The following is a 24,398-nucleotide window of genomic DNA, read 5'->3' as shown; positions in this document are numbered from 1 at the left end:
CCTGGCACCGTACGTGCACGGAGAAGGAGGCGCGTCCTGGCGGGTCCCCCACGCCCGCCAGGACGCGTTTTCCGCCCGCCGGCGGAACGGGCGAGAGCTCCTGAGGTCACGGCCCCCAGTCGAGCCGGGTCCCCTCCGCCGAGCCGGTGAAGACCGGCCGCGCCGGGCCGCCCGCCTCGGGCTCGCGCTCCCCGGTCCAGCGCCCGTGGAAGACGCACCCGGCCAGCCGGACCCGCACGACGGTGACGCCGGGCTCGCGCCGCCGCTCCACGATCCAGCTCTCCACGACCCCTTCGGTCCCCGCCGATGTCCACTCCCACCGCTCGCCGCGGCAGCCCGCGCAGAAGGCCCGGGCGGGGAAACGCGTCCGCCCGCAGGTCAGGCAGCGCTGCACGAGGAGCTCGTGCCGGCCCAGCCGCTCCCACCACTCGCGCGAGTCGCGGTCCATCAGCCCCTCCGCAGGATCAGCGCCGAGGTGGCGGGCAGGATGTAGCCGGGCTGGGCGGTGGACAGCGCCACCTCTGCCCCTTCCACCTGTCGCGGGCCCGCCTCGCCCCTGAGCTGGGTGACCGCCTCGGCGACGTGGTTGATCCCGTGCACGTAGCCCTCCGACAGGAAGCCGCCGTGCGTGTTGACCGGCGGCCCCTCCCCCGAGGCCGCGTACGGCCCGCCCTCCCCCTTGGCGCAGAACCCGTAGTCCTCCAACTGCACCAGCACCGAGAAGGTGAAGCAGTCGTAGAGCATCGCCACGTCCACCTCGCCCGGCCCGAGCCCGGCCATGCCGTACAGGCGGGGGGCCAGCAGGGCGGCGGCCGAGACCGTCGGCTCGCCGGGTGCGAGGAAGGAGTCGCCGCCGCCCCAGGCGGCGGCGCTGATCAGCACGGGCGTACGGCGCAGCGACCGGGCCCGCTCGGCGGTGGTGACGACGAGCGCGCAGGCCCCGTCGGTCTCCAGGCAGCAGTCGAGGAGCCGCAGCGGTTCGCTGATCCACCGGCTGGCCAGGTAGTCGTCGAGGGTGATCGGCTCCCGCATGAGGGCCCGCGGGTTGCGGGTGGCGTGGTCACGCTGGCGGACCGCGATCTGCCCGAGCTGCTCGGCCTTGGTGCCGTATTTCAGCATGTGCGCCCGGGTGTACAGGGCGAAGTGCTGCACCGGCGCGACCAGCCCGGCCGGCTGCAGGTACTGCGCCTCGGGCGAGGGGTTGGCCGCCTGCCCCATCCGGAACTCCGAGCGCGCGTTGATCGCCCGGTAGACCACGACCGTCTCGGCCAGCCCGGCGGCGACGGCGAGCGCCGCCTGGCCGACCACCGAGTGCGAGACGCTGCCGCCGCCGAACTGGTCGAGGTACCAGGACGGCGAGGGCAGCCCGAGCGCCGGGCCGACCACGCCGGGGGCGACCGAGTCGCCGACGCGATGGGTGGCCAGGCCGTCCACCTCCTCGGGCCGGATCCCGGCGTCGGCCAGGGCGGCGAGGATCGCCCGGCAGGCCAGCGTCAGCGTGCTGACCCGGGAGTCCTTGCTGAACTCGGTCCAGCCCACGCCCGCGACAGCCGTGCGGTCCGAGAAAGCAAGCAAGCGCTTGGCCACAACCTCACGCTAGGCGCTTGACACCGTTCCGGCAACCCGCCTACCGTCCAAGCAAGCGCTTGGTAAGATGAGCGGTGAAGGAGGCGACCATGAGCACCCACGCAGCCCGGCTCCTTTCGCCGGAGGAGTGCGCGAGCCGCCGAGCCCACCGCAACGGAGTGGCCATGCACCCTGCGCAACACCCCCCGGGCAACGGCCACACCGACGGGCAGCGCTTCCGCTCGGTCCTCGGGCGCTTCGCCACCGGCGTCGTCGCCATCACCGCGCTCGACCCGGCCTCCGGCCGCCCCTGCGGCCTGGCAGCCAACTCCTTCACCTCGGTCTCCCTGGACCCGCCGCTGGTCGCCTTCTGCGTCGCCTACACCAGCACGAGCTGGCCCGTGGTGCGCGGCGCCAAGAACATCACGGTCAACGTCCTCGCCGAGCACCAGCAGCCGGTCTGCGCCCAGCTCGCCGCCCGCGGCGGCGACAAGTTCGCCGGCCTGGAATGGACCTCCTCCCCCGGCGGCAACCCGGTGCTGGACGGCGCGCTGGCCTGGATCGACTGCGCCGTGGAGGCCGAGCACCCGGCCGGCGACCACGTGATCGTCGTGGCCCGGGTGCTCCAGCTCGACACCCACGCCGACGGCGGCCCCCTGCTGTTCTTCCGCGGCTCCTACGGCCGGTTCGATGGCCCTGCGTGAGCAGGCGCGCGCCTGGCTGGAGGCGCAGCTCGGCGGGGAGTTCGCCGCCGCCCGCGGCCTCGGCGGCCCCGGACGCGAGCACGAGGGCTTCGAGCTGCGCCGCGCCTGGGAACGCGCGCTCGGCAAGGCCGGCTGGACCTGCCTGGCCTGGCCCGAGGCCTACGGCGGGCGCGCCGCCTCGCTGGCCGACCAGATCGCCTTCCACGAGGAGTACGCCCGCGCCGGCGCGCCCGCCCGGGTCGGGCACATCGGCGAGACCCTGCTCGGCCCGACGTTGCTGGAGCACGGCACCGACGCCCAGCGCCGCCGCTTCCTGCCGCCGATCCAGCGCGGCGAGGAGCTGTGGTGTCAGGGGTACTCCGAACCGGACGCCGGCTCCGACCTGGCCGCGGTCCGCACCCGGGCCGAACTGCGCGGCGGCGAGTGGGTCGTGCACGGGCAGAAGGTGTGGACCTCCCTGGCGCACGTCGCCGACTGGATCTTCGTGCTCTGCCGTACCGAACCCGGGTCCCAGCGCCACCGCGGCCTGTCCTACCTGCTGGTCCCGCTCGACCAGCCCGGCGTGCGGGTGCGGCCGATCGTGCAGCTCACCGGCGACTCGGAGTTCAACGAGGTGTTCTTCGACGGCGCCCGCACCGACGCCGAGCTGATCGTCGGGGCGCCGGGCGCCGGCTGGCGGATCGCGATGGCCACCCTCGGCCACGAGCGCGGCGTCTCCACGCTCGGCCAGCAGCTCGGCTTCCAGCGCGAGTACGACCGCGTGGTCGAGGCGGCCCGGCGCAGCGGCGTGCTGGACGACCCGGTCTTCCGCGACGCGCTCGTGCGCTCCTGGATCGAGCTGCGGCTCATGCGGCACCGTTCGCCCGGCTCCCCCACGGCCAAGCTGTACTGGTCGGAGTGGCACCGGCGGCTCGGCGAGCTGGCCCAGCAGGCGCAGGGCCTCGACGGGCTGATCGCCGCGGACGGCGAGCTCAACGACCTGCAGCGCCTCTACCTCTTCTCCCGCGCCGACACCATCTACGCCGGGTCCAGCGAGATCCAGCGCAACCTGATCGCCGAACGCGTGCTGGGACTGCCCCGGTGAAGGCGCACGGGCTGCTGGCCGGCCGGGCCGTCCTGGTCACCGCGGCGGCCGGGGCGGGCATCGGCTTCGCCACCGCGCGCCGCTGCGCCGAGGAGGGCGCCCGCGTGATCGTCTCCGACCGGCACGAACGCCGGCTGGCCGAGGCCGCCGCCACGCTCAAGGACCTCACCGGCGCCGAGCCGCTGGCCGTCCGGTGCGACGTGACCTGCGAGGAGCAGGTGCAGGCGCTCTTCGCCGCCTGCGGCCCGCTGGACGTGGTGGTCAACAACGCCGGACTCGGCGGTACGGCGGAGCTGGCCGAGATGACCGACGAGCAGTGGCACGCCGTCCTCGACGTGACGCTCAACGGGACCATGCGCTGCACCCGCGCGGCGCTGCGGACGATGATCCCACAGGGCTCCGGCGTGATCGTCAACAACGCCTCGGTCATCGGGTGGCGGGCCCAGCGCGGCCAGGCGCACTACGCCGCGGCCAAGGCCGGGGTCATGGCGCTGACCCGCTGCGTCGCGCTGGAGGCCGCGCCGTACGGCATCCGGGTCAACGCGGTCGCGCCCTCGCTGGCGATGCACCCGTTCCTGGAGAAGGTGACCACGCCGGAGACGCTGGCCGAGCTGACCGCCCGGGAGGCGTTCGGGCGGGCGGCGGAGCCCTGGGAGGTGGCCAACGTGATCGTCTTCCTGGCCAGCGACTACTCCTCCTACATGACCGGCGAGGTGGTCTCGGTGTCGAGTCAGCATCCGTGACATATCCTGACTGACAGGATATCGTGTCCGCTGTGACTATGACGGAGCCCATGTTCCTGGCGCTCACCGCGCTGGTGGACCGGCCGCGGCACGGATACGGGATCGTCCAGGAGGTCGACCGGCTCTCCGGGGGGACGGTCCAGCTCAAGATCGGCACCCTGTACGGCGTGCTGGACCGGCTGGCCGGTGACGGGCTGGTCGAGCTCGACCGCGAGGAGGCCGAGAACGGGCGGCTGCGGCGCTACTACCGGCTCACCGACAGCGGCGCGGGCGCGTTGCGGGCCGAGGCCGAACGGCTGGCCGCCAACGCCCGCACCGCGACCGAGCGGCTGCGCGCCCGGCCGGTGACCCCATGACCGCGCCCGACCCCACCCCTCCCGCCCCTTCTGAGCCCGCTCCTTCCGGGCCGTCCCTGCTTGAGCGGCGGTATCGCGGGGCGTTGCGGCTGCTCCCGGCCGGGTACCGGGCCGAGCGGGAGGAGGAGATGGTGGCCGCCTTCCTGGAGCTGTACGGCGAGGCTCCCGATGAGGCCAACCCGCGGCCCGCCTGGGCGGAACTGGCCAGCGTGGCGGCGCTCGCGGTACGGGTGCGGTTGAGCTGGACGCCCCGGGCGGCGGCCTGGGGCGGGGCGCTGCGGCTGCTGGCGGTGCTCGGGCTGGGCCTGCAGGCGATGGTCACCGTCGGGGTGCTGGCCGGGTTGCCCGCCGAGCAGGCCGAGGCGGTCGGGCCGGCGGGGTCGGGGGTGCTGCTCGTGCTCTTCGTGGCCGGGCTGAGCTGGTTGCCGGCCTTCGCGGCGTTGCTGCAGGGGTATGTGCGGGCGGCCAAGGCGCTGGCCCTGACCGGGCTGGCCGCCGAGCTCGCCTGGATCGCCACCCCGGCCTGGCTCGGCACCCTCGCCATCGGCGGCACCCCCACCGAAGCCCCCACCGCCACCTCCGCCGAGACCTCCACCGCTACCTCCGCCGGAACCTCCGCCGCTACCTCTGCCGGAACCTCCACCGCGATCCCCACCGCCGCCTCTGCCGGAACCCCCGGCGTCACCTCCGCCGACGCGGCCGGGGGCGCCCTCGCCACCGAGGGACCCGGCGGTGTCCTCGCGGCCGAGGATCCCGCTGGGGTCGGGGTGGCGGACGGGCTGGCGGGGGTGGGCGGGCTGGACTGGCACGCCGTGCTGACCGGTCACCTGCCCGCCCTGCTGATCATGGCCGTGCCGGTCCTCGCCCTCCTGCTCGGCCAGCACCGCGGCGCTCCAACGGGGATGCTCGGCCGGCACCGCGGCGCGACGGCCGCGGGGCGGGGGTGGTGGCCGGTGGGGGCTGTGGTGGTGGCCGGGGTGCTGCCGCTGGTGCTGGGCGCGACGGTGTTGCGGGAGCCGGGCACGCCGCCGTGGATCGCGGTCTGGGGCGACCTGCCGGGCTACGCGGCCCTCCTCGTCGTGGTGGCCGCGGTGCCCGCGCTGCGGCGGCGCTCGGCGGACGCCATGCTCGCCGTAGCCCTGCTGGGCGTCACCGCCCTGCTGGGGAGGGGCCTGTCGGGCCTGTGGGCGGGCCAGGAGACCGCGATCGCGATCCAGGTGATCACGGTCACCGTGCTCAGTGTGACGCTGGCGGCGGCAGGGATGCGGGGGCTGCCTGCCGTACCGAGGGAGAACAGCGGCTTGGCGCGCAGGTAGGGACGGCATATGTTGAGTCATGAGCTCCCGCGAGGCCCGCATTCTCGACGTGCTCCTGACCGAGTTCGGCGACTCCATCCAGCGTGAACCGGCGGCCTTCGCCCGGAAGTTCCGGAAGATGGCCGCCACCCCGTTCGCCTTCTACCGCGGCAGCGCCGCGCTCTTCTACGCGGACATGACCGGCGACTTCGCCGACTCCGCCTTCCTCGACGAGCGCACCAGCCACGTGTGGATCCACGGCGACCTGCACGCCGAGAACTTCGGCACCTACATGAACGCCTCCGGCGTGCTGGTCTTCAACGTCAACGACTTCGACGAGGCCTACGTCGGCCCCTACACCTGGGACCTCAAGCGCTTCGCGGCCAGCGTGGCGCTGATCGGGTATGCCAAGGCCCTGTCGGACGAGGCGATCTCGGCGCTGGTCGGCGAGTTCGGGCACGCCTACCTGACCGAGCTGCACGCCATCGCGCACGGCGGCGACGACGCGATCGGCTCGCTGACCCTGGAGACCACCAGCGGCGTCCTGCACCGCGTGCTGCAGACCGCGCGGCTGTCCACCCGGGTGGCCATGCTGGACGTGGAGACCACCATCGACGACTACGACCGCCGGTTCACGATCATGGAGGGCCGCGAGGCGGTCGGCGAGGCCACCCGGCGCAAGGTCTGCGCGGCGTTCGAGGACTACCTCGCCACGCTGCCGATTCCCTCCAGCCCGGTCGAGCACCACATCAAGGACGTGGCGCTGCGCAAGGGTGTCGGCATCGGCTCGGCCGGGCTGCCCTCCTACAACCTGCTGCTGGAGGGCCGCTCGCAGGCCCTGGAGAACGACGTCATCCTCTACATGAAGCAGGCGCAGGTGCCCGCGGTCGCCCGGCACATCACCGACCAGCGGGTCCGCGAGTACTTCCTGCACCAGGGCCACCGCACCGCCGAGTCGCAGCGCGCCCTGCAGGCCTACGCCGATCCGTGGCTCGGTTACACCACGCTCGACGGGGTGGGCCAGCTCGTCGCCGAGGTCTCCCCTTACTCCGCCGACCTCGACTGGGGCGACGTCAACGAGCCGGAGGAGCTGCGCTCGATCATGAGCGACCTGGGCCGCGCGGTGGCGCGCATGCACTCGGTGGCCGACGACGAGTCGAGCCACGACCTGGTCGACTTCTCCACCGAGGAGGCCCTCGCGGAGGTGATCGGCGGCGACGAGCGCGGCTTCCTGGCGATGCTGACGGATTTCTCGCATCGATACGGGGCACAGGCCCGCCAGGACCACCAGCTCTTCGTCGACCTCTTCAGGAACGGCCGCATGCCGGGACTCTGACGGGAGGAGCATGCCCGCCTTCGACTCGTCCACGGTGACCTTCGACCTGCCCGATCGCGGACGGCTGGCCGGGGTGCGCCTCTACCAGGAGGTCGGCCTGCGCACGCTCGACTTCGAGCCGGTCGCCGGGGGCTGGCGGCTGGTCACCGCCCGGCCGCCGGTCTCGCGCATGGAGTACCTCTTCGAGCTGCTGCACCGCGACGGCAACCGCGAGACCGTGCTCGACCCCGGCAACGCCCGGCGCGTGGCGGGCGTGTTCGGGGACAAGAGCGTGCTGGAGTTCGAGGACTACGCGCCGCCCGGCTGGCTGGCCGAGCCGCCCCGCGAAGGACACCGATCCGGTACGGCAGGCCGCCCCGAGGTGTCGTGGTGGTCGCCGGAGGCCGGGGACGAGCCGATGCCGCTGCTGCTGGTCCACGACGGCCCGGAGTACGACGCCCTGGCCTCGCTCACGCACTACGTCTCGGCCGGGATCGCGGCCGGCCGGCTACCCCGGCTCCGGGTCGCGCTCCTGCATCCGGGCGAGCGCAACGGCAGCTACAGCGTCAACGACGACTACGCCGACGCCCTGGCCGCGCTGGCCCGCGAGACCCCGGCGACCGTGCGGATCGGGATGGGCACCAGCCTGGGCGCGCTGGCCATGCTCCACGCCCACCGCCGCCACCCCGATCTGGCCGACGCGCTCTTCCTGCAGTCGGGCAGCTTCTTCACCGACGCCTTCGACCGGCACGAGCGGCGCTTCCCGGGGTACGCGCGCATCACCGCCTTCGTCGAGGAGGTCGGCCGTGGCGATCCGGTCCGGCCGGTCCCGGTGGCGCTGACCTGCGGAGGCGCGGAGGAGAACCTGCGCAACAACCGATCGATGGCCGAAATTCTGGACGCACAGGGGTACAAGGTGACATTTCGGGAAACGAGGGATGTGCACAACTACACCGCCTGGCGAGACGCCTTCCACCCCAGCCTGACCCGCCTGTTACAGGAGGTCTGCGCATGACCCGCGAGCTGGTCGACGGCGTCCTCGCCTACGGCCACTGGGGCCGCCCGATGATCGTCTTCCCCAGCGAGCAGGGCGACGCCCGCGACTTCGAGAACAACGGCATGCTCGCCGCCGTCGCCGACCTGGTCGAGGCGGGCCGCGTCAAGATCTACTGCGTGCACAGCGCCGACGCCGGCACCTGGTCCAACCGGGACATCCCGCTGGAGGAACGGGCCCGGCGGCACGCCGGCTACGAGGAGTGGATCACCGGCCGGGTCGCCCCGGCGATCCTGGAGGACTGCGCGGGCCAGGGCGAGATCATGCTCTTCGGCTGCAGTCTCGGCGCCTTCCACGCCGCCAACTTCGCCCTCAAGCGGGCCGACCTGTTCCCGCTGGCCCTCTGCCTGTCCGGCAGCTACGACCCCTCCCGCTGGCACGGCTGGGGCGAGCGCGGCGAGGCGACCTACTTCAACAACCCACTGGACTACGTGCCGCACCTGCACGGCGACCACCTCGACTGGCTGCGCTCGCGGGTCAGCCTGCTGCTGGTCTGCGGCCAGGGCCAGTGGGAGGACACTACCGGCGCGCTGGACAGCACCCGCGCCCTCGCCGCCGCGCTCGCCGCCAAGGGCATCCGGCACGAGCTCGACCTGTGGGGGCACGACGTGCCGCACGACTGGCCCTCCTGGCGCGCCCAGCTCGCCCACCACCTCGGGAGGTTCACATGAGACACCTGGTCGGCCTGCTGCTCGGCACGGAGGAGGACTGGCCGACGGCGTATGAGACCCTCATGCGCCGCGCGGCCCCCGGCTTCGACGTCGAACGGCTGACCATCGAGCCGTTCAACCTGCGGGACAAACCCCGCCACCAGGTCGTCATCGACCGGCTGGCCTACTGGTACTACCACCCGCGCGAGTGGTTGAAGAAGGTCGCGATGATGGACGACGTCTACGTCCTCAACAGCCCCTTCACCTTCCAGGCGATGGAGAAGCACACCGCCTACTGCGCGCTCATGCGGCTGGGCATCAAGGTGCCGGAGACGGTGCTCGTGCCGTACAAGAACCCGCTGGACAACGCGCGCTACGCCTACACCGCGGCCCGCTACAACCGCTCCTTCGACCTGGACGCGATCGCCGAGGAGCTCGGCTACCCGATCGTCATGAAGCCCTACGACGGCGGCGCGTGGCGTGGCGTGTCGATGGTGCGCTCGCCCGAGGAGCTGCACGCCGCCTACGACGCCAGCGGCGAGATGCTCATGCACCTGCAGAAGGCGATCGAGGACTACGACGCCTTCGCCCGGTCGCTGTCGATCGGCGCCGAGACCATGGTGATGAAGTTCCGGCCCGAGCTGCCCATGCACTCGCGCTACGCCGTCGACCACTCCTTCCTCTCCCCCGAGGTGGGCGAGGAGGTGGTGACCATCTCGCGGCTGGTCAACGCCTTCTTCCGCTGGGAGTTCAACTCCTGCGAGGTGCTGGTCAAGGGCTCGGACGTGCATCCGATCGACTACGCCAACGCCTGCCCGGACGTGGCGCTGACCAGCCTGCACTACTACTTCCCGTGGGCGATCAAGACGCTGGTCAAGTGGACCGTCTTCTGCGCCGAGACCGGCCGCCGGCCGCGCATCGACCTGGACACCCGCGAGTACTTCGCCGTCGAGGGCGGTTACGACGAGCGGCTGGCCGCCTACCGCAAGCTGGCCGACGACTACTTCGAGACCGAGCGTTACCACGAGTTCTGCGCCGACCGGCTGGCCGACCTCGACGAGGTGGTGCTGGACTGGGTGGCCGGGCCCGACTTCGACGACCTGCTGGTGGACACAGTGCGGCACACCTACCCGCCGCACGAGCACGAGCGCTTCGTCGAGCACTTCCGCGGCCTGATGACCCTGTGGGTGAAGGACAACTCCCACTAGTCTCCAGAACATGACTCTGTTCAACGTGGCGGGCAAGCACGTCGTCGTGACCGGCGGCTCCCGCGGCATCGGCCGCATGATCGCTCAGGGCTTCGCGGACGCGGGCGCCTCGGTCACCATCTCCGCGCGCAAGAGCGCGGAGGTGGGCCGGGCGGCCGAGGAGATGGGCTGCGCCGGCGTGGTGGCCGACCTGTCCACCGCCGAGGGCGTGGACACCCTGGCCGACGCGCTGCCCGACCGGATCGACGTGCTGGTCAACAACGCCGGGGCCACCTGGGGCGCGCCCCTGGAGGACTTCCCGGAGACCGCCTTCGACAAGCTCTGGAACATCAACGTCAAGGGCGTCTTCTACCTGACCACGCGGCTGCTCCCCCGGCTGCGCAAGTCCGCCACCGCCGACGACCCGGCCCGGGTGATCAACGTCGGGTCCATCGACGGCATCCGGGTGCCGTCGCTGGAGAACTTCCCCTACTCCGCCTCGAAGGCCGGCGTGCACATGCTCACCCGGCACCTGGCCAGGCAGCTCGCGCCCGAGCACATCACGGTCAACGCCATCGCCCCGGGCCCCTTCGAGTCGAAGATGATGGCCTTCGCGCTCGACGACCCGGCGACCCGCCGGCTCGTGGCCGACGGCGTGCCGCTCGGGCGCATCGGCCGGCCCGAGGACATGGCGGGCACCGCGATCTTCCTCGCCTCGCGGGCCGGCGCCTACCTGACCGGGACGGTCATCCCGGTCGACGGCGGCATCTCCTGTTAGAGCAGCTCGGCCAGGGCCCGGGCGAAGTTGGCGGCGGCCTGCTCGTGGCGCAGGTAGAGGTAGGGCTCGGTGAGCTCCAGCTCGATCACCGCCGGGGTGCCGTCGGACAGCCGGACCAGGTCGACGCGGGCGTAGAGCAGGTCCTCGGAGATGGTGGCCAGCACCTTCTCGGCCAGCTCGACCTGGTCAGCGGCCGGGGTGCGCGTGTCGGCCACGGCGTTGTCCATCTCCTTGCGCCCGGGGACGAGCATCGGAGTCCGGCGGACCGAGTGGCTGAAGCGCCGGTTGAAGTAGAGCAGCGACGTCTCGCCCTCGTCCTCGACCATGGTCAGGTAGGGCTGGACCATCGGGGTACGGCCGGCCGCCTCCAGGGCGGCGGCGTGCGCCGCGGCGACCTCACGGTCGGTGGTGCGGATCGTGTCGCGGGCCCCGGCGGAGATCGAGGGCTTGGCGACGTACTCCGGCCAGTCGGGCAGATCGGCCGAGGACCAGTGCGTGGGCACGGTCGGGACGCCGAGAGTGGCCAGGTAGGTCTTGTCGGTGTTGCGCTCGATGACGTCGGCCGGGTTGAGCAGCCGGCTCACCTCGGAAACGCGGCGGGTCCAGGCCAGGAACTCGGCGCGGCGGCCGACGTAGTCCCAGGCCGAGCGGATCACGACCGCGTCGAAGACGCTCCAGTCGGCCTCGGGGTCGTCCCAGCGGACGATCCTGCCGTCGATCCCGGCGGCTCCCCAGGCCTGCACGGCCAGGTCGCGCTCGTCGTCCGGCCCGTCATACGTCACATATGCACAAATAGTCACGCAACGGATGATATTTGCCGGTCAAGCGCACGGTCTGCGGACCCCCAGCTCCCGGGGGACCGGGCCCCCACCCCGCCCTGCCCCCCGGGAACCGGATGCCCGCCGTACCCCCGTCCCCCTTGGGGAAGGCGGGCGAGCCGGGCCGCTCAGGCCCGGCTCGCCGCGTCGGAACGGAGCTCCGGCGGGCGAACCCCCGCCGCTAGTCGAGCACGGCGAAGACACCGGCGCGGCTGCCGTTGGAGGCGGTCACCGCGTTGCCGTTGATGTTGTTGACGTTGGTGGCCCAGCCCCCGCCGACGTTGCTGGCGAAGACGTTGCCGAAGGTGTTGCCGGACTGTGAGGACTCGCTGTTCTTGCTCCAGTTCCGGGAGTGGCTGTCGGCGCTGGCGGGCGCGGCCATGAGGGTCACGCCGGCGGCGGCGACGACGATGGAGGTGACGCAGAGCTTCTTGAGCATGGGGATGTCCTTCCGGAGTGTGTGTGCGTGCCGCGAAGACAAGGGACGCGAAGAGAAGGGGATGGTCACCAGAAGATGTAGGTCACGGCGATGCTGCCGTTGGCGGCGGTCGTCGCGAACCCGTTGACGTTGTTCACGTTGGTGGATCCGAACCCGCCGCGGTTGGCCGTGAAGACGTTCCCGAAGGTGTTGCCGGACTGGGAGGACTCGCTGTTGTTGCTCCAGTTGCTGCTCCAGCGGTCCGCGTGGGCCGGGGTGGCCAGCAGGGTCACACCCGCCGCCGCTGCGAGGACGGCGCCGGTGGCGCACAGCTTCTTGATCACTTACAGCTCCTTCGCCGATGGCCGGCAGCCACGTGCCCGGGCCCTCAGGCACACGACTGCCCCTTTGACTCGGCTTGACCTTGGAGGTCAAAGCCAAAGCGATCATATAGCTCTAGGTCATCGAATGGTAGCGGAGAGTAATTAGAAGTTTCTTCGGCGTGTCTTTTCGCTGACATGGGTTGGCAGTGAGGCGGCGTTAGCGTGCGAGGCATGATCTACGAGTTTCGGCAGTACACGCTCCATCCCGGCGTGCGGGAGGAGTTCGTGCGGCTCTTCGAGCGGCACTTCGTCGAGTCGCAGGAGGAGGCCGGGATCAGCCTGGTCGGGATCTTCACCGATCTCGACCGGCCCGACGCGTTCGTGTGGATGCGCGCCTTCCCTGACATGGAGGCCAGGCGGGTGGCCCTGGAGGAGTTCTACCTGCGGGGGGCGGCCTGGCGGGAGCATCGGGACGCGGCCAACGGGATGATGATCGACTCCGACGACGTGCTTCTGCTGCGACTGGACGGCGTGCCGGTGGTGCCGGGCGGGGCGGGGCCGGTCGAGGCGGTGGTCGCGCCGGCGGCGGTGGAGCCGGGCGGGGCCGCGGTGGTCTTCGAGGGCGAGCACTCGGTGAACACCTTTCCCCGGCTGCCGGTGCGGGAGGGGGAGGACGTGCGGCTCTGGCTCGGGCGCGGGCTGAGCGCGCCCCCGGAGGCCCTGCAGCACCTCCGGCTCCTGCCGACTTCCCGGTCACCCATCCGCTGACGAGCCCACCCTCCGCCGAGGGGAAGCAGGCCGCGGAAAGAGACCGCTGGGGAAGGAGGCCGCTGAGGAGGGGGGCCGCCGGGGAGGGGGGCCGCCGGGGAAGGAGGCCGCTGGGGAAGGAGGCCGCTGGGGAAGGAGGCCGCTGAGGAGGGGGGCCGCCGGGGAAGGAGGCCGCGGGCGGATCGGTCGGTCAGCCGTCCGCCAGGGTGCGCCAGGCGGGTCGTTCGCCGCCGCCGTGGACGAGGAGTTCGGCGCCGGTCACGTAGCCCGGCCCGGCCAGCCACAGGCAGGCGTCGGCCACGTCCTCCGGCCGGGCCAGCCGCCCGGCCGGGACGGTCGCGGCCACCGCGGCGACCCGCTCCGCGCCGCCGTAGTGCTCCGGCACGCTCTCGGTCTCGGCCAGCCCCACCACCACGGTGTTCACCCGGACCGCCGGCGCCCACTCGGCCGCCAGGCAGGCCGCCAGGTGGTGCAGCCCGGCCTTCGCCGCCCCGTAGGCCGCCGTGCCGGGCGAGGGCCGCGCGCCGCTGGTGCTGCCGATCATCACGATCGACCCGCTGGCCGCCGCGAGCAGGGGGTGGGCCCGCTGGGACAGCAGCAGCGGGGCGATCAGGTTGAGCTCCACGATCCGCCGGTGCAGCCGCGGCGAGGTGCCCGCCACCGGCGCGTACGGCGAGCCGCCCGCGTTGTTGACCAGCACGTCCAGCCGCGCCAGCCCCTCCAGCAGCCGCTCGGCGTCGGCCTCCTCGCGCACGTCGGCCTGCACGAAGCGCGCGGTCCGCCAGGGATGGGCCGAGCCGGAGATCCAGGTGCGCACCGGCGCCGGCGGTTCCTTGCGCGCGCAGACGATCACCTCGGCGCCCGCTTCGAGGAAGCCGCGGGCGATTCCCGCGCCCAGCCCCTTGGTGCCGCCGGTGACCAGCACGACCTTGCCGGTGAAGTCGTATCGCGTGCGCACGGATGCTACCGTACCAAGCAAGCGTTAGGTAAACCATGGGAGCGGCATGGCCATAGACGCAGTCCCCGGCCCCATCACCGAGATCGTCATGAACGCCCCGCCGGTCAACGCCCTCACCGCGGCCGGCTGGCACGAGCTGGCGCGAGCCGTACGGCAGGCCGGAGAGGACCCCGAGACCAGGGTTGTGGTCCTGAGAGCCGAGGGCCGCGGCTTCAACGCCGGCGTGGACGTCAAGGAGCTCGACGCCGACGAGTCCCTCATGGTCGAAGTGAACCGCGGCTGCTTCGCCGCCTTCGCGGCGGTCTACGAGTGCGCGGTGCCGGTGATCGCCGCCGTGCACGGCCACTGCCTGGGCGGCGGCGTCGGCCTGGCGGGCAACGCCGACATCGTGCTGGCCAGCGAGGAGGCCTACTTCGGGCTGCCCGAGGTGGAGCGCGGCGCACTCGGCGCGGCCACGCACCTGGCCCGGCTGGTGCCGCAGCACCTGATGCGGGCCATGGTCTACACCTGCCGCACGGTCAGCGCCCGCGAGCTGCACGCCTTCGGCTCGGTGCTGGAGGTCACCTCCCGCGACTCCTTACGCGCCGCCGCGTTCGACCTCGCCGGGCGGATCGCGGCCAAGGACCCCGAGGTCATCCGCCGGGCCAAGGAGTCGCTCAACGGCATCGACCCCGTGGACGTGCGCCGCAGCTACCGCTTCGAGCAGGGCTTCACCTTCGAGCTCAGCCTGCTGGGCAAGCGCAGGGGGCTGGCATGAAGGTCATGACCGCGGCGCAGGTGGCCGGCCGGCTGGAGAGCGGGATGACCGTCGGCATCGGCGGCTGGGGCTCGCGCCGCAAGCCGATGGCGCTGGTCGCCGCGCTCGCCCGCTCGCCGCTGACAGACCTCACGATCGTCTCCTACGGCGGGGCCGACGTGGGCCTGCTGTGCGCCGCCGGCAAGGTGCGCCGGGTGGTCGCGCCCTTCGTCACGCTGGACTCCATCCCGCTCGACCCGCACTTCCGGCGGGCCCGGCAGGAGGGGCGGGTGGCCTTCACCGAGTGGGACGAGGGGATGTTCATGGCCGGGCTGCTGGCCGGGGCGCACCGGCTGCCGTTCCTGCCGACGCGGGCGGGGCTCGGCTCCGACGTGCTGCGGATCAACCCGGAGCTGCGGACGGTCCGCTCGCCGTACGGGGGCGAGGAGCTGGTCGCGGTCCCCGCGCTCACCCTGGACGCGGCACTCGTGCACCTCAACCGCGCCGACGCCCGCGGCAACGCCCAGTACCTCGGGCCCGACCCCTACTTCGACGACCTCTACGCCAAGGCCGCGACCGCGACCTACGTCTCCTGCGAGCGCGTCGTGGACACCGCCGACCTGCTCAAGGAGGGGCCCGTGCAGTCGTTGCTGATCAGCCGCTCGATGGTCGCCGGGGTGGTGGAGGCGCCCGGCGGCGCGTGGTTCACCAGTTGCGAGCCCGACTACCCGCGCGACGAGGAGCGGCAGCGGCGCTACGCCACCACCGGCTGGGAGGAGTTCCTCGATGAGCAGGGCTGACGTCTGCGTGCTCGCCTGCGCGGAGGCCTTCCGCGGCGACGGGGAGATCCTGGCGGCCGGGATCGGCGGCGCGATCACCGTGCTGGGCGCCCGGCTGGCCCGGCTGACCTTCGAGCCCGAGCTGCTCACCCACGACGGCACCTGCCTGCTCACCGGGGACGTGCCGCCGCTGGGCGAGGCTCCCGAGGTGGTGGAGGGCTGGCTGCCCTTCCGCGACCACCTCTGGCTGGTCCTGCACGGGCGCCGGCACGTCATGCTCGGCGCCTCCCAGATGGACCGGTACGGCAACAGCAACATCTCCTGCATCGGCGACTGGGCCCGGCCCAAGGCCCAGCTCCTCGGCGTGCGCGGCGCGCCGGGCAACACGTTGTGCAACCCGACCAGCTACTGGATCCCGCGCCACTCGCCGCGCGTGTTCGTCGAGCGGGTGGACCTGGTCAGCGGCCTCGGCACCGATCGGGGCGCGGCCGACCTGCGCCGCGTGGTCACCGACCTGGCCGTCCTGGACTTCCGCACCCCGGACGGCTCGATGCGGCTGGCCTCGGTCCACCCCGGCGTCACCGTCGAGCAGGTCGTCGCCGCCACCGGCTTCGAGCTGACCGTGCCCGCGCACGTGCCGGTCACTCCCGAACCCACCCCCGCCGAGCTGGCCGTCCTGGCCCGCCTCGACCCGGCCGGGCAGCGCCACCGCGAGGTGCCGTGAAGACCGCGCTCACCGAGCTGGTCGGCTGCCGGCACCCGATCGTGCAGACCGGCATGGGCTACGTCGCCGGGGCGCGGCTGGTGACGGCCACCTGCCGGGCTGGCGGGCTCGGCGTCATCGCCGCCGCGACCATGTCCGTCCCCGAGATGACCGCGGCCATCCGCGAGGTCAAGGCGGCCACCGAAGCGCCCTTCGGGGTGAACATCCGCGCCGACGCCGCCGACGCCGCCGAGCGGGCCGAGGTGATGATCCGCGAAGGCGTCCGCGTCGCCTCCTTCGCCCTGGCCCCCCGCCGCGAGCTCATCGCCCGGCTCAAGGACGCCGGCGTCGTCACCATCCCGTCGGTCGGCGCCCGCCGGCACGCCGAGAAGGTCGCCGCGTGGGGCGCCGACGCCGTCATCGTCCAGGGCGGCGAGGGCGGCGGCCACACCGGGCCGCTGGCCACCACGCTGCTGCTCCCCCAGGTGGTCGACGCGGTGGACATCCCGGTCGTCGCCGCGGGCGGCTTCTTCGACGGCCGGGGCCTGGTCGCCGCCCTCGCCTACGGCGCGGCGGGGGTGGCCATGGGCACCCGCTTCCTGCTGACCAGCGACTCGCCGGTGCCGGACCGGGTCAAGCGGGCCTACCTCGACGCGACCGAGACGCTCGTCACCACGCAGGTGGACGGCGTCCCGCACCGCGTGCTCCGGACCCCGTTCGTGGACTCGCTGCACCGCCGGGCCCGGCTGGTGCGGGCCGTACGCAACGGCCTGCGCCTTCGCGAGGTCTCCGGCCTCTCGCTCCGCGCGCTGCTCGGCGAGGCCCGGCGGATGAAGGCGAGCCGGGACCTCACCTGGGCGCAGGTGTTCCAGGCGGCCGGCACCCCGGTGCTGTTGCGCGCCGCCATGGTCGACGGGCGCGCCGACCTGGGCGTCATGGCCTCCGGGCAGGTGGTCGGGGTGATCGGCGACCTGCCGTCGTGCGCGGAGCTGATCGCCCGGATCATGACCGAGGCGGAGCGGACCCTGAAGCGCCTGCCGCCGCCCTAGACGACGTGCAGCCCGCGGTCGGCCAGGAGCGCGGCGGCCTGGGCGGGCGTGATGGCCGCGCCGGCCAGGACGCGCAGGGTCGCGTCGTCGGGATGGCCGAGGTCGGCGCCGCGCAGGTCGGACTTCGCGAAGACGGTGCCGATCATGCGCGCGCCGATGAGCCGGCAGTCGGCCAGGACGGCCCCGGTGAAGTCGCAGCCGGACAGGTCCGCGTCGTCGAAGCGGATGCCCTGGAGAGTGGCGTTGCGGAAGGAGCAGCCGCCCAGGTTGGCCATGGTCAGGTTGCTGCGCTCGACGTGGAAGCCGGTGCCGCGGGCGCCGGTGAGCTTGGCGCCGATCATGCGGCAGCCGGTGAAGGAGGCGTCGGTCAGCAGCGCGCCGCCGAACACCGCCGAGGACAGGTCCACGTCGGTGAAGACCGCGTCGAGCAGGTCGGCGTCACCGAACCGCGCGCCCAGGCCGCCACCGCCGTGGAACGCCGCGCCGTCGAGGTCGGCGCGGCGGAAGTCGGTCTGCTCCAGCACGCAGTTGTCGAACCGCGCACCCGCCAGCGACGCGCCCCACAGCTCGGTGCGGGTGAGGTCGCAGTCGCGGAAGGTGTGCGGTTCGGCGGGGAGATCGTCGAGCGTGCGGCCCGAGAGGTCCTGTCCGGTGAAGTCCATCCGAGGATGTTAGAGGCCCCCTGCGACAGTCTTGCCGTCGACCAGGACGGCCAGCGGCCGGGCGTCGCTGATCGCGGTGGCCGGGACGGCGAACAGGTCGCGGTCGAGCAGCAGCAGGTCGGCCTGCTTGCCCACCTCCAGGGACCCGGTCTGGCCGCGCATGCGGAGCTGGATCGCGGTGTTGAGGGTGTGCATGCGCAGCGACTGCTCCAGGGTGAGCGCCTGGTCGGGGCCGAGCGGCTTGGCGTAGCGCGGGTAGGCCTTCGGGTCGTCGATGGTACGGGTGATCGCGGCCTCGATCTGCCGGAAGGGGTTGAGCGGGTCGACCGGGAAGTCGCTGCCGCCGGCGACCAGCGCGCCGGCCCGCCACAACGAGCGGGCGGGGTACTGCCGCTTCCAGCGGGACTCGCCGAGGTGGGCGCGGACCGCGTCCACGGTGTAGGGGTCGCGCTGGGCCCACTGGAGCTGCAGGTCGGCGATGACCCCGAGCGGGCGGAAGCGCTTGAGGTCGGCGGGGTCGACGAGCTGCAGGTGCGCCAGCGAGTGCGGCTTGCCGGGCCCGTTGACCCGCCGGGCGTACGCGACGGCGTTCAGCGCCTGGTGCACCGCGCCGTCGCCGAGCGCGTGCAGGTGCACCTGCCAGCCCGCCGCGTCGAGGGCGGTGACCGTCTTGCGCAGGTCGCGGTCGCTGACGAAGCGTGTGCCCCGGTTCTTGCTCCCCACGTACGGCTTGCGCAGCAGGGCGGTCTGGGCGGGGTACTCGATGACGCCGTCGAGGAAGATCTTGACGCCGCCGATGCGGAAGTTGGGCCCGTCGAACTGCTCGGCCTGCGCGGCGAGCTTGGCGACCCCGGCCTCGGGGTCCTTGGCGAACTCCCGGGCGTCGATGCGCACGGTGGCGTCGAGCTTGATCGGGACCTCGCCCGCGTCGGCCAGCTCCTTCCACACCGGGAGCTGGTAGGGCTCCAGGATGACCGAGTTGGCGCCGGTGATGCCCGCCTTGACGGCGGCCGAGAGCATGGCCTTGATGCCCGCGCGCACCCGCGAGGCGGCGGGCTTGGGGATCACCTTGGTGATCAGGCGGCCGGCCTCCTCCTTGAGGTAGCCGGTGGGCCGGCCCTTGGCGTCCTTGACGATGACGCCGTTGGGCGGGTTCTTGGTCTTGGCGGTGATCCCGGCGAGCTTGAGCGCGCGGCTGTTGACCCAGGCGTTGTGGCCGTCGGTGGAGAACAGGTAGATCGGCCGCTTGGTCTTCAGCTTGTCCAGGAGCCGGCGGGTGGGGGTGAAGCCGGCCGGCTTCATGCCCTGCAGGTCCCAGTGGAAGACGGTCAGCCAGTCGTCGTCGCCGCCCTTGTCGGCGTCGAGGCACTTCTGCAGCCGCTCGAGCAGCTGGGCGGCGGTCAGCTCGGCGTACTCCAGGCTGCAGTCGAACAGCTCCGGCTCCAGGTGGATGTGGCCGTCGAGGATGCCGGGCATGACCATGCGCCCGTCGAGCCGGACGAGCTTGGTGCCCTCGCCGACGTAGGCGGCGGCGCCCTTCTCGTCGCCGACGTAGACGATCTTGCCGTCGTCCACCGCGACCGCGCGGGCGAGGCCGCCCTTGGCGGCGGTGTAGACGGTGCCGCCGGTGAAGACGGTGTCCGCCGGGTCGATCTCCGTTCCGGCGGACGCGGCGGGCGCGGACACGGCCAGGCAGGCCAGGGCGAGTACGGCGGAAGCCGCGGCGATGCGCCTCACGGGGCACACCTTCCTCTCCAGCATCAGGGGGATTGCTGAAGGACTGTGCCGGGTGAGGACGCCTGGCCGCAAGGGAGCAGTCTGTAACGGATTCCGAGTCGATATCGCCCGGTGACCGCAGATTCCGGGTCTATCCGGTGACGCCGGTGATGACTTCGGCCGCCGCCTGGCCGCAGACGCGGGCCGAGCCGTACGTGGCGATGTGCACCGCGCCGAGGTCCACCCGCTCGGGCAGGCCCATCTCGACCACCACGGCCTCGGGCCGGGCGCAGAGCAGGTGCTCCAGCGCCTGGAGCTGCCACGGGTAGCGGTGGGCGTCGCGGGCGACGATCACCAGCGGGCGCCCGTCGGTGGCGGCCAGCAGCGCCTCGATGGCCGGGCCTGCGGCGTTGTCCAGGCGGGTCACCGTGGTGCCGGGCATCAGCTTGGACAGCGGCTCGCCGACGCCCCAGGGGGTGCTCTTGTCGATGGCGAGGTTCATCTCCGGGGCCAGCTCGATCACCTGCGGCGCGGTGGCGATCGGCAGCACCGGGGCGGCCGAGCGGCGGGTGACGCGGACCGCGCGGCGGGCGGCGGCCAGGCCGCTCTCGTCGCGGGAGGGCTCGGGGGTGCCGGGCCGGCGGGTGGCGAGGCTCCAGTCGGCCAGGTCGGCGACGCGCTGGGCGGCGTCGGCCAGGCGGGACTCGGGCAGCCAGCCCTCGACGACCGCGTCCACGATGGCGTCGCGCACGGCGACGGCGGTGGCCTCGTCGGAGTGCTCGCCGCCCACGCAGATCGCGTCGGCGCCGGCCGCGACGGCCCGCGCGGAGGCGCCGCCCAGGCCGTAGACGCCGGCGACCGCGGCCATCTCGATGCCGTCGGTGATGATCATGCCGTCGAAGCCGAGCTCCTCGCGCAGCAGCTCGGTCAGGATGCGCGGGCTGAGCGTGGCGGGCAGGCCGGGGTCGAGCAGGGGCACGAGCAGGTGGCCGGTCATGACCGAGCGCACCCCGGCGGCGATGGCGGCGCGGAAGGGGATCAGCGCCTCCTCGTAGCCGGGGCCGACCACGGGCACGCCGTGGTGGGAGTCGACGGAGGTGTCGCCGTGGCCGGGGAAGTGCTTGGCGCAGGCGGCCACACCCATCGCCTGCAGACCGCGGACGAAGGCGGTGGTGTGCCGGGAGACCAGGGTGGGGTCGGCGCCGAAGGCCCGCAGCCCGATGACCGGGTTGTCGGGGTTGGAGTTGACGTCGGCGGAGGGGGCGAAGTCGACCCCGATGCCCACGGCGGCCAGGTCGCGGCCGAGGCCGCAGGCGACCGCCTCGGTGAGCGCCACGTCGTCCACCACGCCGAGCGCGTAGGGGCCGGGGCGGCTGCTGCCGGTGGCCACCTCCAGGCGGGTGACGTCGCCCGACTCCTCGTCCACGCCGACCAGCACCGCGGGATTCTCCGCGCGCATGGCCGCGGTCAGCTCCGCGACCTGGGTGAAACCGGCGATGTTCCGGGAGAAGAGCACCACACCGGCAAGGCCTTCGCCGAGGCGGCGACGCAGCCAGTCGGGCGGGGTGGTGCCTTGGAACCCGGGCAGGAGGACGGAGTCGGCAAGCCTGAGCAGGCCGCGGTCGCGCGTGGGCATGACCCGAAATCTAATAGGAAACTTTCCTATTTGCTAGAGGCATTTTCAAACGTCAGAACGCCGCACTCCCCTACCTTCTGTAACGAACTCCGCGATGGCCGCACCCGTCACCGCGTCCTTGACCGAGATGCGGAAGTCGGTGCTGCTCGCCGTACCGGACAGGTAGCCGCGGCGGCCGTCGAAGAACCGCAGATGCGGGTTGGCCGCGAGCACGGCCGGGGCGTCGGTGACCGGCGGGCGGCTGGAGACGGAGCTGGCCACGAACTCCGAGCCGACGATCGCCGAGGCCGGGTCGAGGAAGTCGGCCAGCAGGTCGCCCACCCAGGTGTTGTGCACGTCGCCGCTGAGCACGACCAGCCCCTCGGGCCGGGTGGCCAGGATGCGGGCGCGCTGGGCCTGGAAGCCATCCCAGGCGTCGAGCCGCAGGCTGGGCGGGTTGCCGGGGACCAGGCGGCGGGCGAAGAAGAGCGGCTGCACGAGCACCTTCCACCGCATCGTGCTGACCTTGAGCCGGTCGAGCAGCCACGCCTCCTGGGCCTTGCCGAGCATGTCGCCGGGCACCCGGAACTGGCGCGAGTCGAGCACCATGAAGTCGGCGATCCGCCCGTAGCTGCGGCGCCGGAACATCTGCAGCAGGTGCCCGTCGGGTTTGACGCGGATCGGCATGTTCTCGTAGAAGGCCCGGTAGGCGTGGGTCCGCCGGGCGAAGAAGGCCGGCGCGCCGGTGTAGTTGTCGGCGACCTCGTGATCGTCCCAGGTCGCCACCCACGGCGCGGCGGCGTGCGCGGCCTGCAGGTCCTTGTCGAGCTTGTAGCGCGTGTAACGCAGCCGGTAGGCGGCGAGCGTGGCGGCCTCGCCCGGATCGGGCAGCGGGCGTACCGGGTCGGCCGCCTGCCGCGACTCGTAGATGTAGTCGCCGACGAAGAAGACCACGTCGGGACGCTCGGCGGCGAGGTGCCGGTAGGCCTGGTAGAGCCCGTGCTCGTAGCGCTGGCAACTGGCCAGCGCGAAGCGCACGGGCGCGGTGGAGGCCGGGTCGGGGGCGGTGCGGGTGCGTCCGGTGGGGCTGACGTCCCGGCCGGCGCGGAAGCGGTAGAAGTACTCCGCGCCGGGGCGCAGCCCGTCGACGCGGGCGTGGACGCTGAAGGCCCAGGCGGGCTGGGCCTGCAGGCGGCCCGAGCGGACCACCTTGGTGAAGCGACTGTCCTCGGCGACCTGCCACTCGACGGCGACCGGCCGAGCCGGCAGGCCGCCGCCGGGCTGCAGCGGCCGGGGAGCTAATCGGGTCCAGAGGACGAGGCCGTCGGGGAGCGGTTCCCCCGAGGCGACGCCCAGCGTGAAGGGGTCGGCCATCCGGCCAGGCTAGTTGAAGCAGTCCTGCGCGTTCAGGCCCAGAGCCAGCTCGTAGACCTTGCCCTTGGCGTCGAGCAGGAAGGAGTAGTAGGCCTTCGCGTTGCCGGGCACCGGCGTGTACGGGTAACCGCTGGCGGCGGTCTTCAGCTTGGGATAGGCCTTCTTGATCTGCTTGAGGGTGGCGCCGATGCCGATGCCCTCGGGCGTCTTCATGCCCTTCCAGCCGAAGATCGCGGCGACGCCGTGCTTCTTCGAGATGTACAGGCCGACCGTGTCCTTGCCGGTCGGGTGGGCCTTGAGGTCCCAGCCGGAGCAGGTGCCCTCGCCGGCCTTCATCTTCAGGACGATCTTGCCTGTGGCGTATGCCTTCTTGGCGGTCATGCCGAGCTTGACCGCGCCGTATCCGTTCGGCCCGAGCGTGGACTTCGGCGCCGCCAGCGCCGGGGCCGAACCACCGATCACCAGAGCACCGGCCACCACTGCCGCTCCCAGAATCTTCATGACCGTTACGACTCCTCTGAGCGGCCGGAAGTTCACAGCCGTTCGATGATCGTGACGTTGGCCTGGCCGCCGCCCTCGCACATGGTCTGCAGGCCGTAGCGCCCGCCGGTGCGTTCCAGCTCGCCCAGGAGCGAGGTCATCAGCCGGGCGCCGGTCGCGCCGAGCGGGTGCCCCAGGGCGATGGCGCCGCCGTTGGGGTTGACCCGCGCCGGGTCGGCCCCGGTGTCGGCGAGCCAGGCCAGCACCACGCTGGCGAACGCCTCGTTGACCTCGAAGGCGTCGATCTCGCCGACGGACAGCCCGCTGCGGGCCAGGGCGTGCGCGGTGGCCGGGATGGGCGCGGCGAGCATCATGATCGGGTCCGCGCCGCGCGCCGACAGGTGGTGGATCCGGGCGCGCGGGGTCAGCCCGTGCTCGCGTACGGCCCGCGGCGAGGCCACCAGCAGGGCGGCCGCGGCGTCGGACAGCTGTGAGGCGAGCGCCGCGGTCAACCGGCCGCCGGGCAGCAGCGGCTTGAGCGCGGCCATCCGCTCCGGCGTGGTGTCGCGGCGCGGCCCCTCGTCCACGGCGACGCCCTCGACCGGGGCGATCTCGGCGGCGAAGCGGCCCTCGTCGATCGCGGCCAGGGCGCGGCGGTGCGATTCGAGGGCGTAGCGCTCCATCGCCTCGCGGGTGAGGCCCCACCGGCGGGCGATCTCCTCCGCGCCGGCGAACTGGGAGACCTCGCGCGTGCCGTACCGCTGGGTCCAGCCCTTGGAACCGGCGAAGGGCGTCTCGAAGCCGAGCGCCCGGCCGGCCAGCATGGCGGTGGAGATCGGGACCAGGCTCATGCTCTGCACGCCGCCCGCGACGACCAGGTCGGCGGTGCCGCTGAGCACGGCCTGGGCGGCGAAGTGCACGGCCTGCTGCGCGGAGCCGCACTGGCGGTCGACGGTGACGCCGGGCACGTGCTCGGGCAGGCCGGCGGCCAGCCAGCAGGTGCGGGCGATGTCGCCGGCCTGGGGGCCGACGGTGTCGACGCAGCCGAAGATCACGTCCTCCACGGCGCCCGGGTCGAGACCGGTGCGGTCCATGAGCGCGGTGAGCACGTGCGCGCCGAGATCGGCGGGGTGCAGGGCGGACAGGCCGCCGCCGCGGCGGCCGACGGGGGTGCGGACCGCGTCGACGAGATAGGCCTCACGCATGGACGAACCCTATCAAGCGCTTGGTTAAACTCGAACCTGGCGAACAAGCGATTGCGCAAGGG

At 72.8% G+C, this 24,398-nt stretch carries 27 protein-coding genes; 15 read left to right on the top strand and 12 right to left on the bottom strand.

All coding sequences use genetic code 11. The features are described 5' to 3' along the window. Positions 1 to 106 precede the first annotated feature (106 nt). Together ACIBG7_RS06815 and ACIBG7_RS06810 are read right to left on the bottom strand one after the other, a co-directional pair. On the bottom strand, positions 107 to 448 hold the full coding sequence (locus tag ACIBG7_RS06815; protein WP_397335454.1) for a Zn-ribbon domain-containing OB-fold protein: 342 nt from the start codon (positions 446 to 448) through the stop codon (positions 107 to 109). Continuing rightward, the gene (locus ACIBG7_RS06810; RefSeq protein ID WP_397335453.1) at positions 448 to 1,587 is read right to left on the bottom strand and encodes a thiolase C-terminal domain-containing protein; all 1,140 of its coding nucleotides are present in this window, start codon (positions 1,585 to 1,587) and stop codon (positions 448 to 450) included. The genes ACIBG7_RS06815 and ACIBG7_RS06810 overlap by 1 nt, the downstream gene beginning before the upstream one ends. 89 nt (positions 1,588 to 1,676) lie before the next feature. Here ACIBG7_RS06810 and ACIBG7_RS06805 point away from each other — a divergent pair, with 89 nt between their 5' ends. The 10 genes from ACIBG7_RS06805 to ACIBG7_RS06760 are packed head-to-tail and all read left to right on the top strand — an operon-like array spanning position 1,677 to position 10,732. Then, entirely contained in the window at positions 1,677 to 2,270 is a 594-nt protein-coding gene (locus ACIBG7_RS06805; RefSeq protein WP_397335452.1) for a flavin reductase family protein, read from the top strand. After that, positions 2,257 to 3,354 (top strand): acyl-CoA dehydrogenase family protein, encoded by a 1,098-nt coding sequence (locus ACIBG7_RS06800; RefSeq protein ID WP_397335451.1) that lies wholly within the window; start codon positions 2,257 to 2,259, stop codon positions 3,352 to 3,354. Before ACIBG7_RS06805 ends, ACIBG7_RS06800 begins: the two co-directional genes overlap by 14 nt. Continuing rightward, complete coding sequence (locus ACIBG7_RS06795) at positions 3,351 to 4,097, top strand: SDR family oxidoreductase (protein WP_397335450.1); 747 nt, start codon at positions 3,351 to 3,353, stop codon at positions 4,095 to 4,097. Before ACIBG7_RS06800 ends, ACIBG7_RS06795 begins: the two co-directional genes overlap by 4 nt. Before the next feature lie 38 nt (positions 4,098 to 4,135). Next, positions 4,136 to 4,453, top strand: a complete 318-nt coding sequence (locus tag ACIBG7_RS06790) for a helix-turn-helix transcriptional regulator (RefSeq protein WP_357932976.1) — start codon at positions 4,136 to 4,138, stop codon at positions 4,451 to 4,453. Further along, entirely contained in the window at positions 4,450 to 5,769 is a 1,320-nt protein-coding gene (locus tag ACIBG7_RS06785) for a hypothetical protein (RefSeq protein WP_397335448.1), read from the top strand. The genes ACIBG7_RS06790 and ACIBG7_RS06785 overlap by 4 nt, the downstream gene beginning before the upstream one ends. Positions 5,770 to 5,788: 19 nt before the next feature. After that, on the top strand, positions 5,789 to 7,084 hold the full coding sequence (locus ACIBG7_RS06780; RefSeq protein ID WP_397335447.1) for a DUF2252 domain-containing protein: 1,296 nt from the start codon (positions 5,789 to 5,791) through the stop codon (positions 7,082 to 7,084). 10 nt (positions 7,085 to 7,094) lie between these two features. Then, positions 7,095 to 8,078, top strand: coding sequence for an alpha/beta hydrolase (locus ACIBG7_RS06775; RefSeq protein ID WP_397335446.1), 984 nt, complete (start codon positions 7,095 to 7,097; stop codon positions 8,076 to 8,078). Beyond that, a complete protein-coding gene (locus ACIBG7_RS06770) occupies positions 8,075 to 8,788 on the top strand; it encodes an esterase family protein (protein WP_397335445.1) in 714 nt (237 codons plus the stop codon). The genes ACIBG7_RS06775 and ACIBG7_RS06770 overlap by 4 nt, the downstream gene beginning before the upstream one ends. Then, positions 8,785 to 9,975, top strand: coding sequence for a RimK family alpha-L-glutamate ligase (locus tag ACIBG7_RS06765; protein ID WP_397335444.1), 1,191 nt, complete (start codon positions 8,785 to 8,787; stop codon positions 9,973 to 9,975). Before ACIBG7_RS06770 ends, ACIBG7_RS06765 begins: the two co-directional genes overlap by 4 nt. A 10-nt stretch (positions 9,976 to 9,985) precedes the next feature. Next, complete coding sequence (locus ACIBG7_RS06760; RefSeq protein WP_357932761.1) at positions 9,986 to 10,732, top strand: SDR family oxidoreductase; 747 nt, start codon at positions 9,986 to 9,988, stop codon at positions 10,730 to 10,732. Here the strand turns inward: ACIBG7_RS06760 and ACIBG7_RS06755 are convergent. The 3 genes from ACIBG7_RS06755 to ACIBG7_RS06745 form a co-directional block, all read right to left on the bottom strand. Then, positions 10,729 to 11,532 (bottom strand): hypothetical protein, encoded by an 804-nt coding sequence (locus ACIBG7_RS06755; RefSeq protein WP_357932764.1) that lies wholly within the window; start codon positions 11,530 to 11,532, stop codon positions 10,729 to 10,731. The two genes, ACIBG7_RS06760 and ACIBG7_RS06755, sit on opposite strands and share 4 nt — an antisense overlap. A gap of 199 nt (positions 11,533 to 11,731) precedes the next feature. Next, entirely contained in the window at positions 11,732 to 11,989 is a 258-nt protein-coding gene (locus ACIBG7_RS06750) for a hypothetical protein (RefSeq protein WP_357932767.1), read from the bottom strand. Between the two features lie 65 nt (positions 11,990 to 12,054). Then, a complete protein-coding gene (locus ACIBG7_RS06745; protein ID WP_357932770.1) occupies positions 12,055 to 12,312 on the bottom strand; it encodes a hypothetical protein in 258 nt (85 codons plus the stop codon). A 210-nt stretch (positions 12,313 to 12,522) separates the two neighbouring features. On the opposite strand from ACIBG7_RS06745, the gene ACIBG7_RS06740 reads away from it, so the two are divergent. Further along, positions 12,523 to 13,059, top strand: coding sequence for an NIPSNAP family protein (locus ACIBG7_RS06740; protein WP_357932773.1), 537 nt, complete (start codon positions 12,523 to 12,525; stop codon positions 13,057 to 13,059). Positions 13,060 to 13,249: 190 nt separating this feature from the next. Here the strand turns inward: ACIBG7_RS06740 and ACIBG7_RS06735 are convergent, their stop codons facing one another. Further along, entirely contained in the window at positions 13,250 to 14,017 is a 768-nt protein-coding gene (locus ACIBG7_RS06735) for an SDR family oxidoreductase (RefSeq protein WP_357932776.1), read from the bottom strand. Positions 14,018 to 14,063: 46 nt separating this feature from the next. On the opposite strand from ACIBG7_RS06735, the gene ACIBG7_RS06730 reads away from it, so the two are divergent. The 4 genes from ACIBG7_RS06730 to ACIBG7_RS06715 are packed head-to-tail and all read left to right on the top strand — an operon-like array spanning position 14,064 to position 17,284. Beyond that, a complete protein-coding gene (locus ACIBG7_RS06730; RefSeq protein WP_397335442.1) occupies positions 14,064 to 14,774 on the top strand; it encodes an enoyl-CoA hydratase family protein in 711 nt (236 codons plus the stop codon). A gap of 5 nt (positions 14,775 to 14,779) precedes the next feature. Continuing rightward, the gene (locus ACIBG7_RS06725) at positions 14,780 to 15,553 is read left to right on the top strand and encodes a CoA-transferase (protein ID WP_357932978.1); all 774 of its coding nucleotides are present in this window, start codon (positions 14,780 to 14,782) and stop codon (positions 15,551 to 15,553) included. Further along, positions 15,540 to 16,256 carry a CoA-transferase subunit beta gene (locus tag ACIBG7_RS06720; protein ID WP_397335441.1) on the top strand — a complete coding sequence of 239 codons (717 nt, stop codon included), beginning with the start codon at positions 15,540 to 15,542 and terminating at the stop codon, positions 16,254 to 16,256. The genes ACIBG7_RS06725 and ACIBG7_RS06720 overlap by 14 nt, the downstream gene beginning before the upstream one ends. Further along, positions 16,253 to 17,284 carry an NAD(P)H-dependent flavin oxidoreductase gene (locus ACIBG7_RS06715; protein ID WP_397335440.1) on the top strand — a complete coding sequence of 344 codons (1,032 nt, stop codon included), beginning with the start codon at positions 16,253 to 16,255 and terminating at the stop codon, positions 17,282 to 17,284. The genes ACIBG7_RS06720 and ACIBG7_RS06715 overlap by 4 nt, the downstream gene beginning before the upstream one ends. On the opposite strand, the gene ACIBG7_RS06710 is transcribed toward ACIBG7_RS06715, so the two are convergent. The 6 genes from ACIBG7_RS06710 to ACIBG7_RS06685 all read right to left on the bottom strand — a co-directional run bounded on the left by ACIBG7_RS06710 (position 17,281) and on the right by ACIBG7_RS06685 (position 24,336). After that, positions 17,281 to 17,946, bottom strand: a complete 666-nt coding sequence (locus tag ACIBG7_RS06710; RefSeq protein ID WP_357932787.1) for a pentapeptide repeat-containing protein — start codon at positions 17,944 to 17,946, stop codon at positions 17,281 to 17,283. The genes ACIBG7_RS06715 and ACIBG7_RS06710 overlap by 4 nt on opposite strands. A 9-nt stretch (positions 17,947 to 17,955) precedes the next feature. Then, complete coding sequence (locus ACIBG7_RS06705; protein WP_397335439.1) at positions 17,956 to 19,683, bottom strand: amidohydrolase; 1,728 nt, start codon at positions 19,681 to 19,683, stop codon at positions 17,956 to 17,958. 130 nt (positions 19,684 to 19,813) lie between these two features. Further along, on the bottom strand, positions 19,814 to 21,298 hold the full coding sequence (locus tag ACIBG7_RS06700) for a glycoside hydrolase family 3 protein (RefSeq protein WP_397335437.1): 1,485 nt from the start codon (positions 21,296 to 21,298) through the stop codon (positions 19,814 to 19,816). A gap of 45 nt (positions 21,299 to 21,343) precedes the next feature. Then, positions 21,344 to 22,651 carry an alkaline phosphatase D family protein gene (locus ACIBG7_RS06695; RefSeq protein ID WP_397335435.1) on the bottom strand — a complete coding sequence of 436 codons (1,308 nt, stop codon included), beginning with the start codon at positions 22,649 to 22,651 and terminating at the stop codon, positions 21,344 to 21,346. A 9-nt stretch (positions 22,652 to 22,660) separates the two neighbouring features. Then, a complete protein-coding gene (locus tag ACIBG7_RS06690; protein ID WP_357932797.1) occupies positions 22,661 to 23,152 on the bottom strand; it encodes a hypothetical protein in 492 nt (163 codons plus the stop codon). A 32-nt stretch (positions 23,153 to 23,184) separates the two neighbouring features. Next, the gene (locus ACIBG7_RS06685) at positions 23,185 to 24,336 is read right to left on the bottom strand and encodes an acetyl-CoA C-acetyltransferase (protein WP_397335434.1); all 1,152 of its coding nucleotides are present in this window, start codon (positions 24,334 to 24,336) and stop codon (positions 23,185 to 23,187) included. Positions 24,337 to 24,398 lie beyond the last annotated feature (62 nt).

The sequence above is a fragment of the Nonomuraea sp. NPDC050328 genome, from assembly GCF_044459405.1.
GTDB lineage: Bacteria > Actinomycetota > Actinomycetes > Streptosporangiales > Streptosporangiaceae > Nonomuraea.
This window is presented reverse-complemented; position numbering and strand designations above follow the sequence as displayed.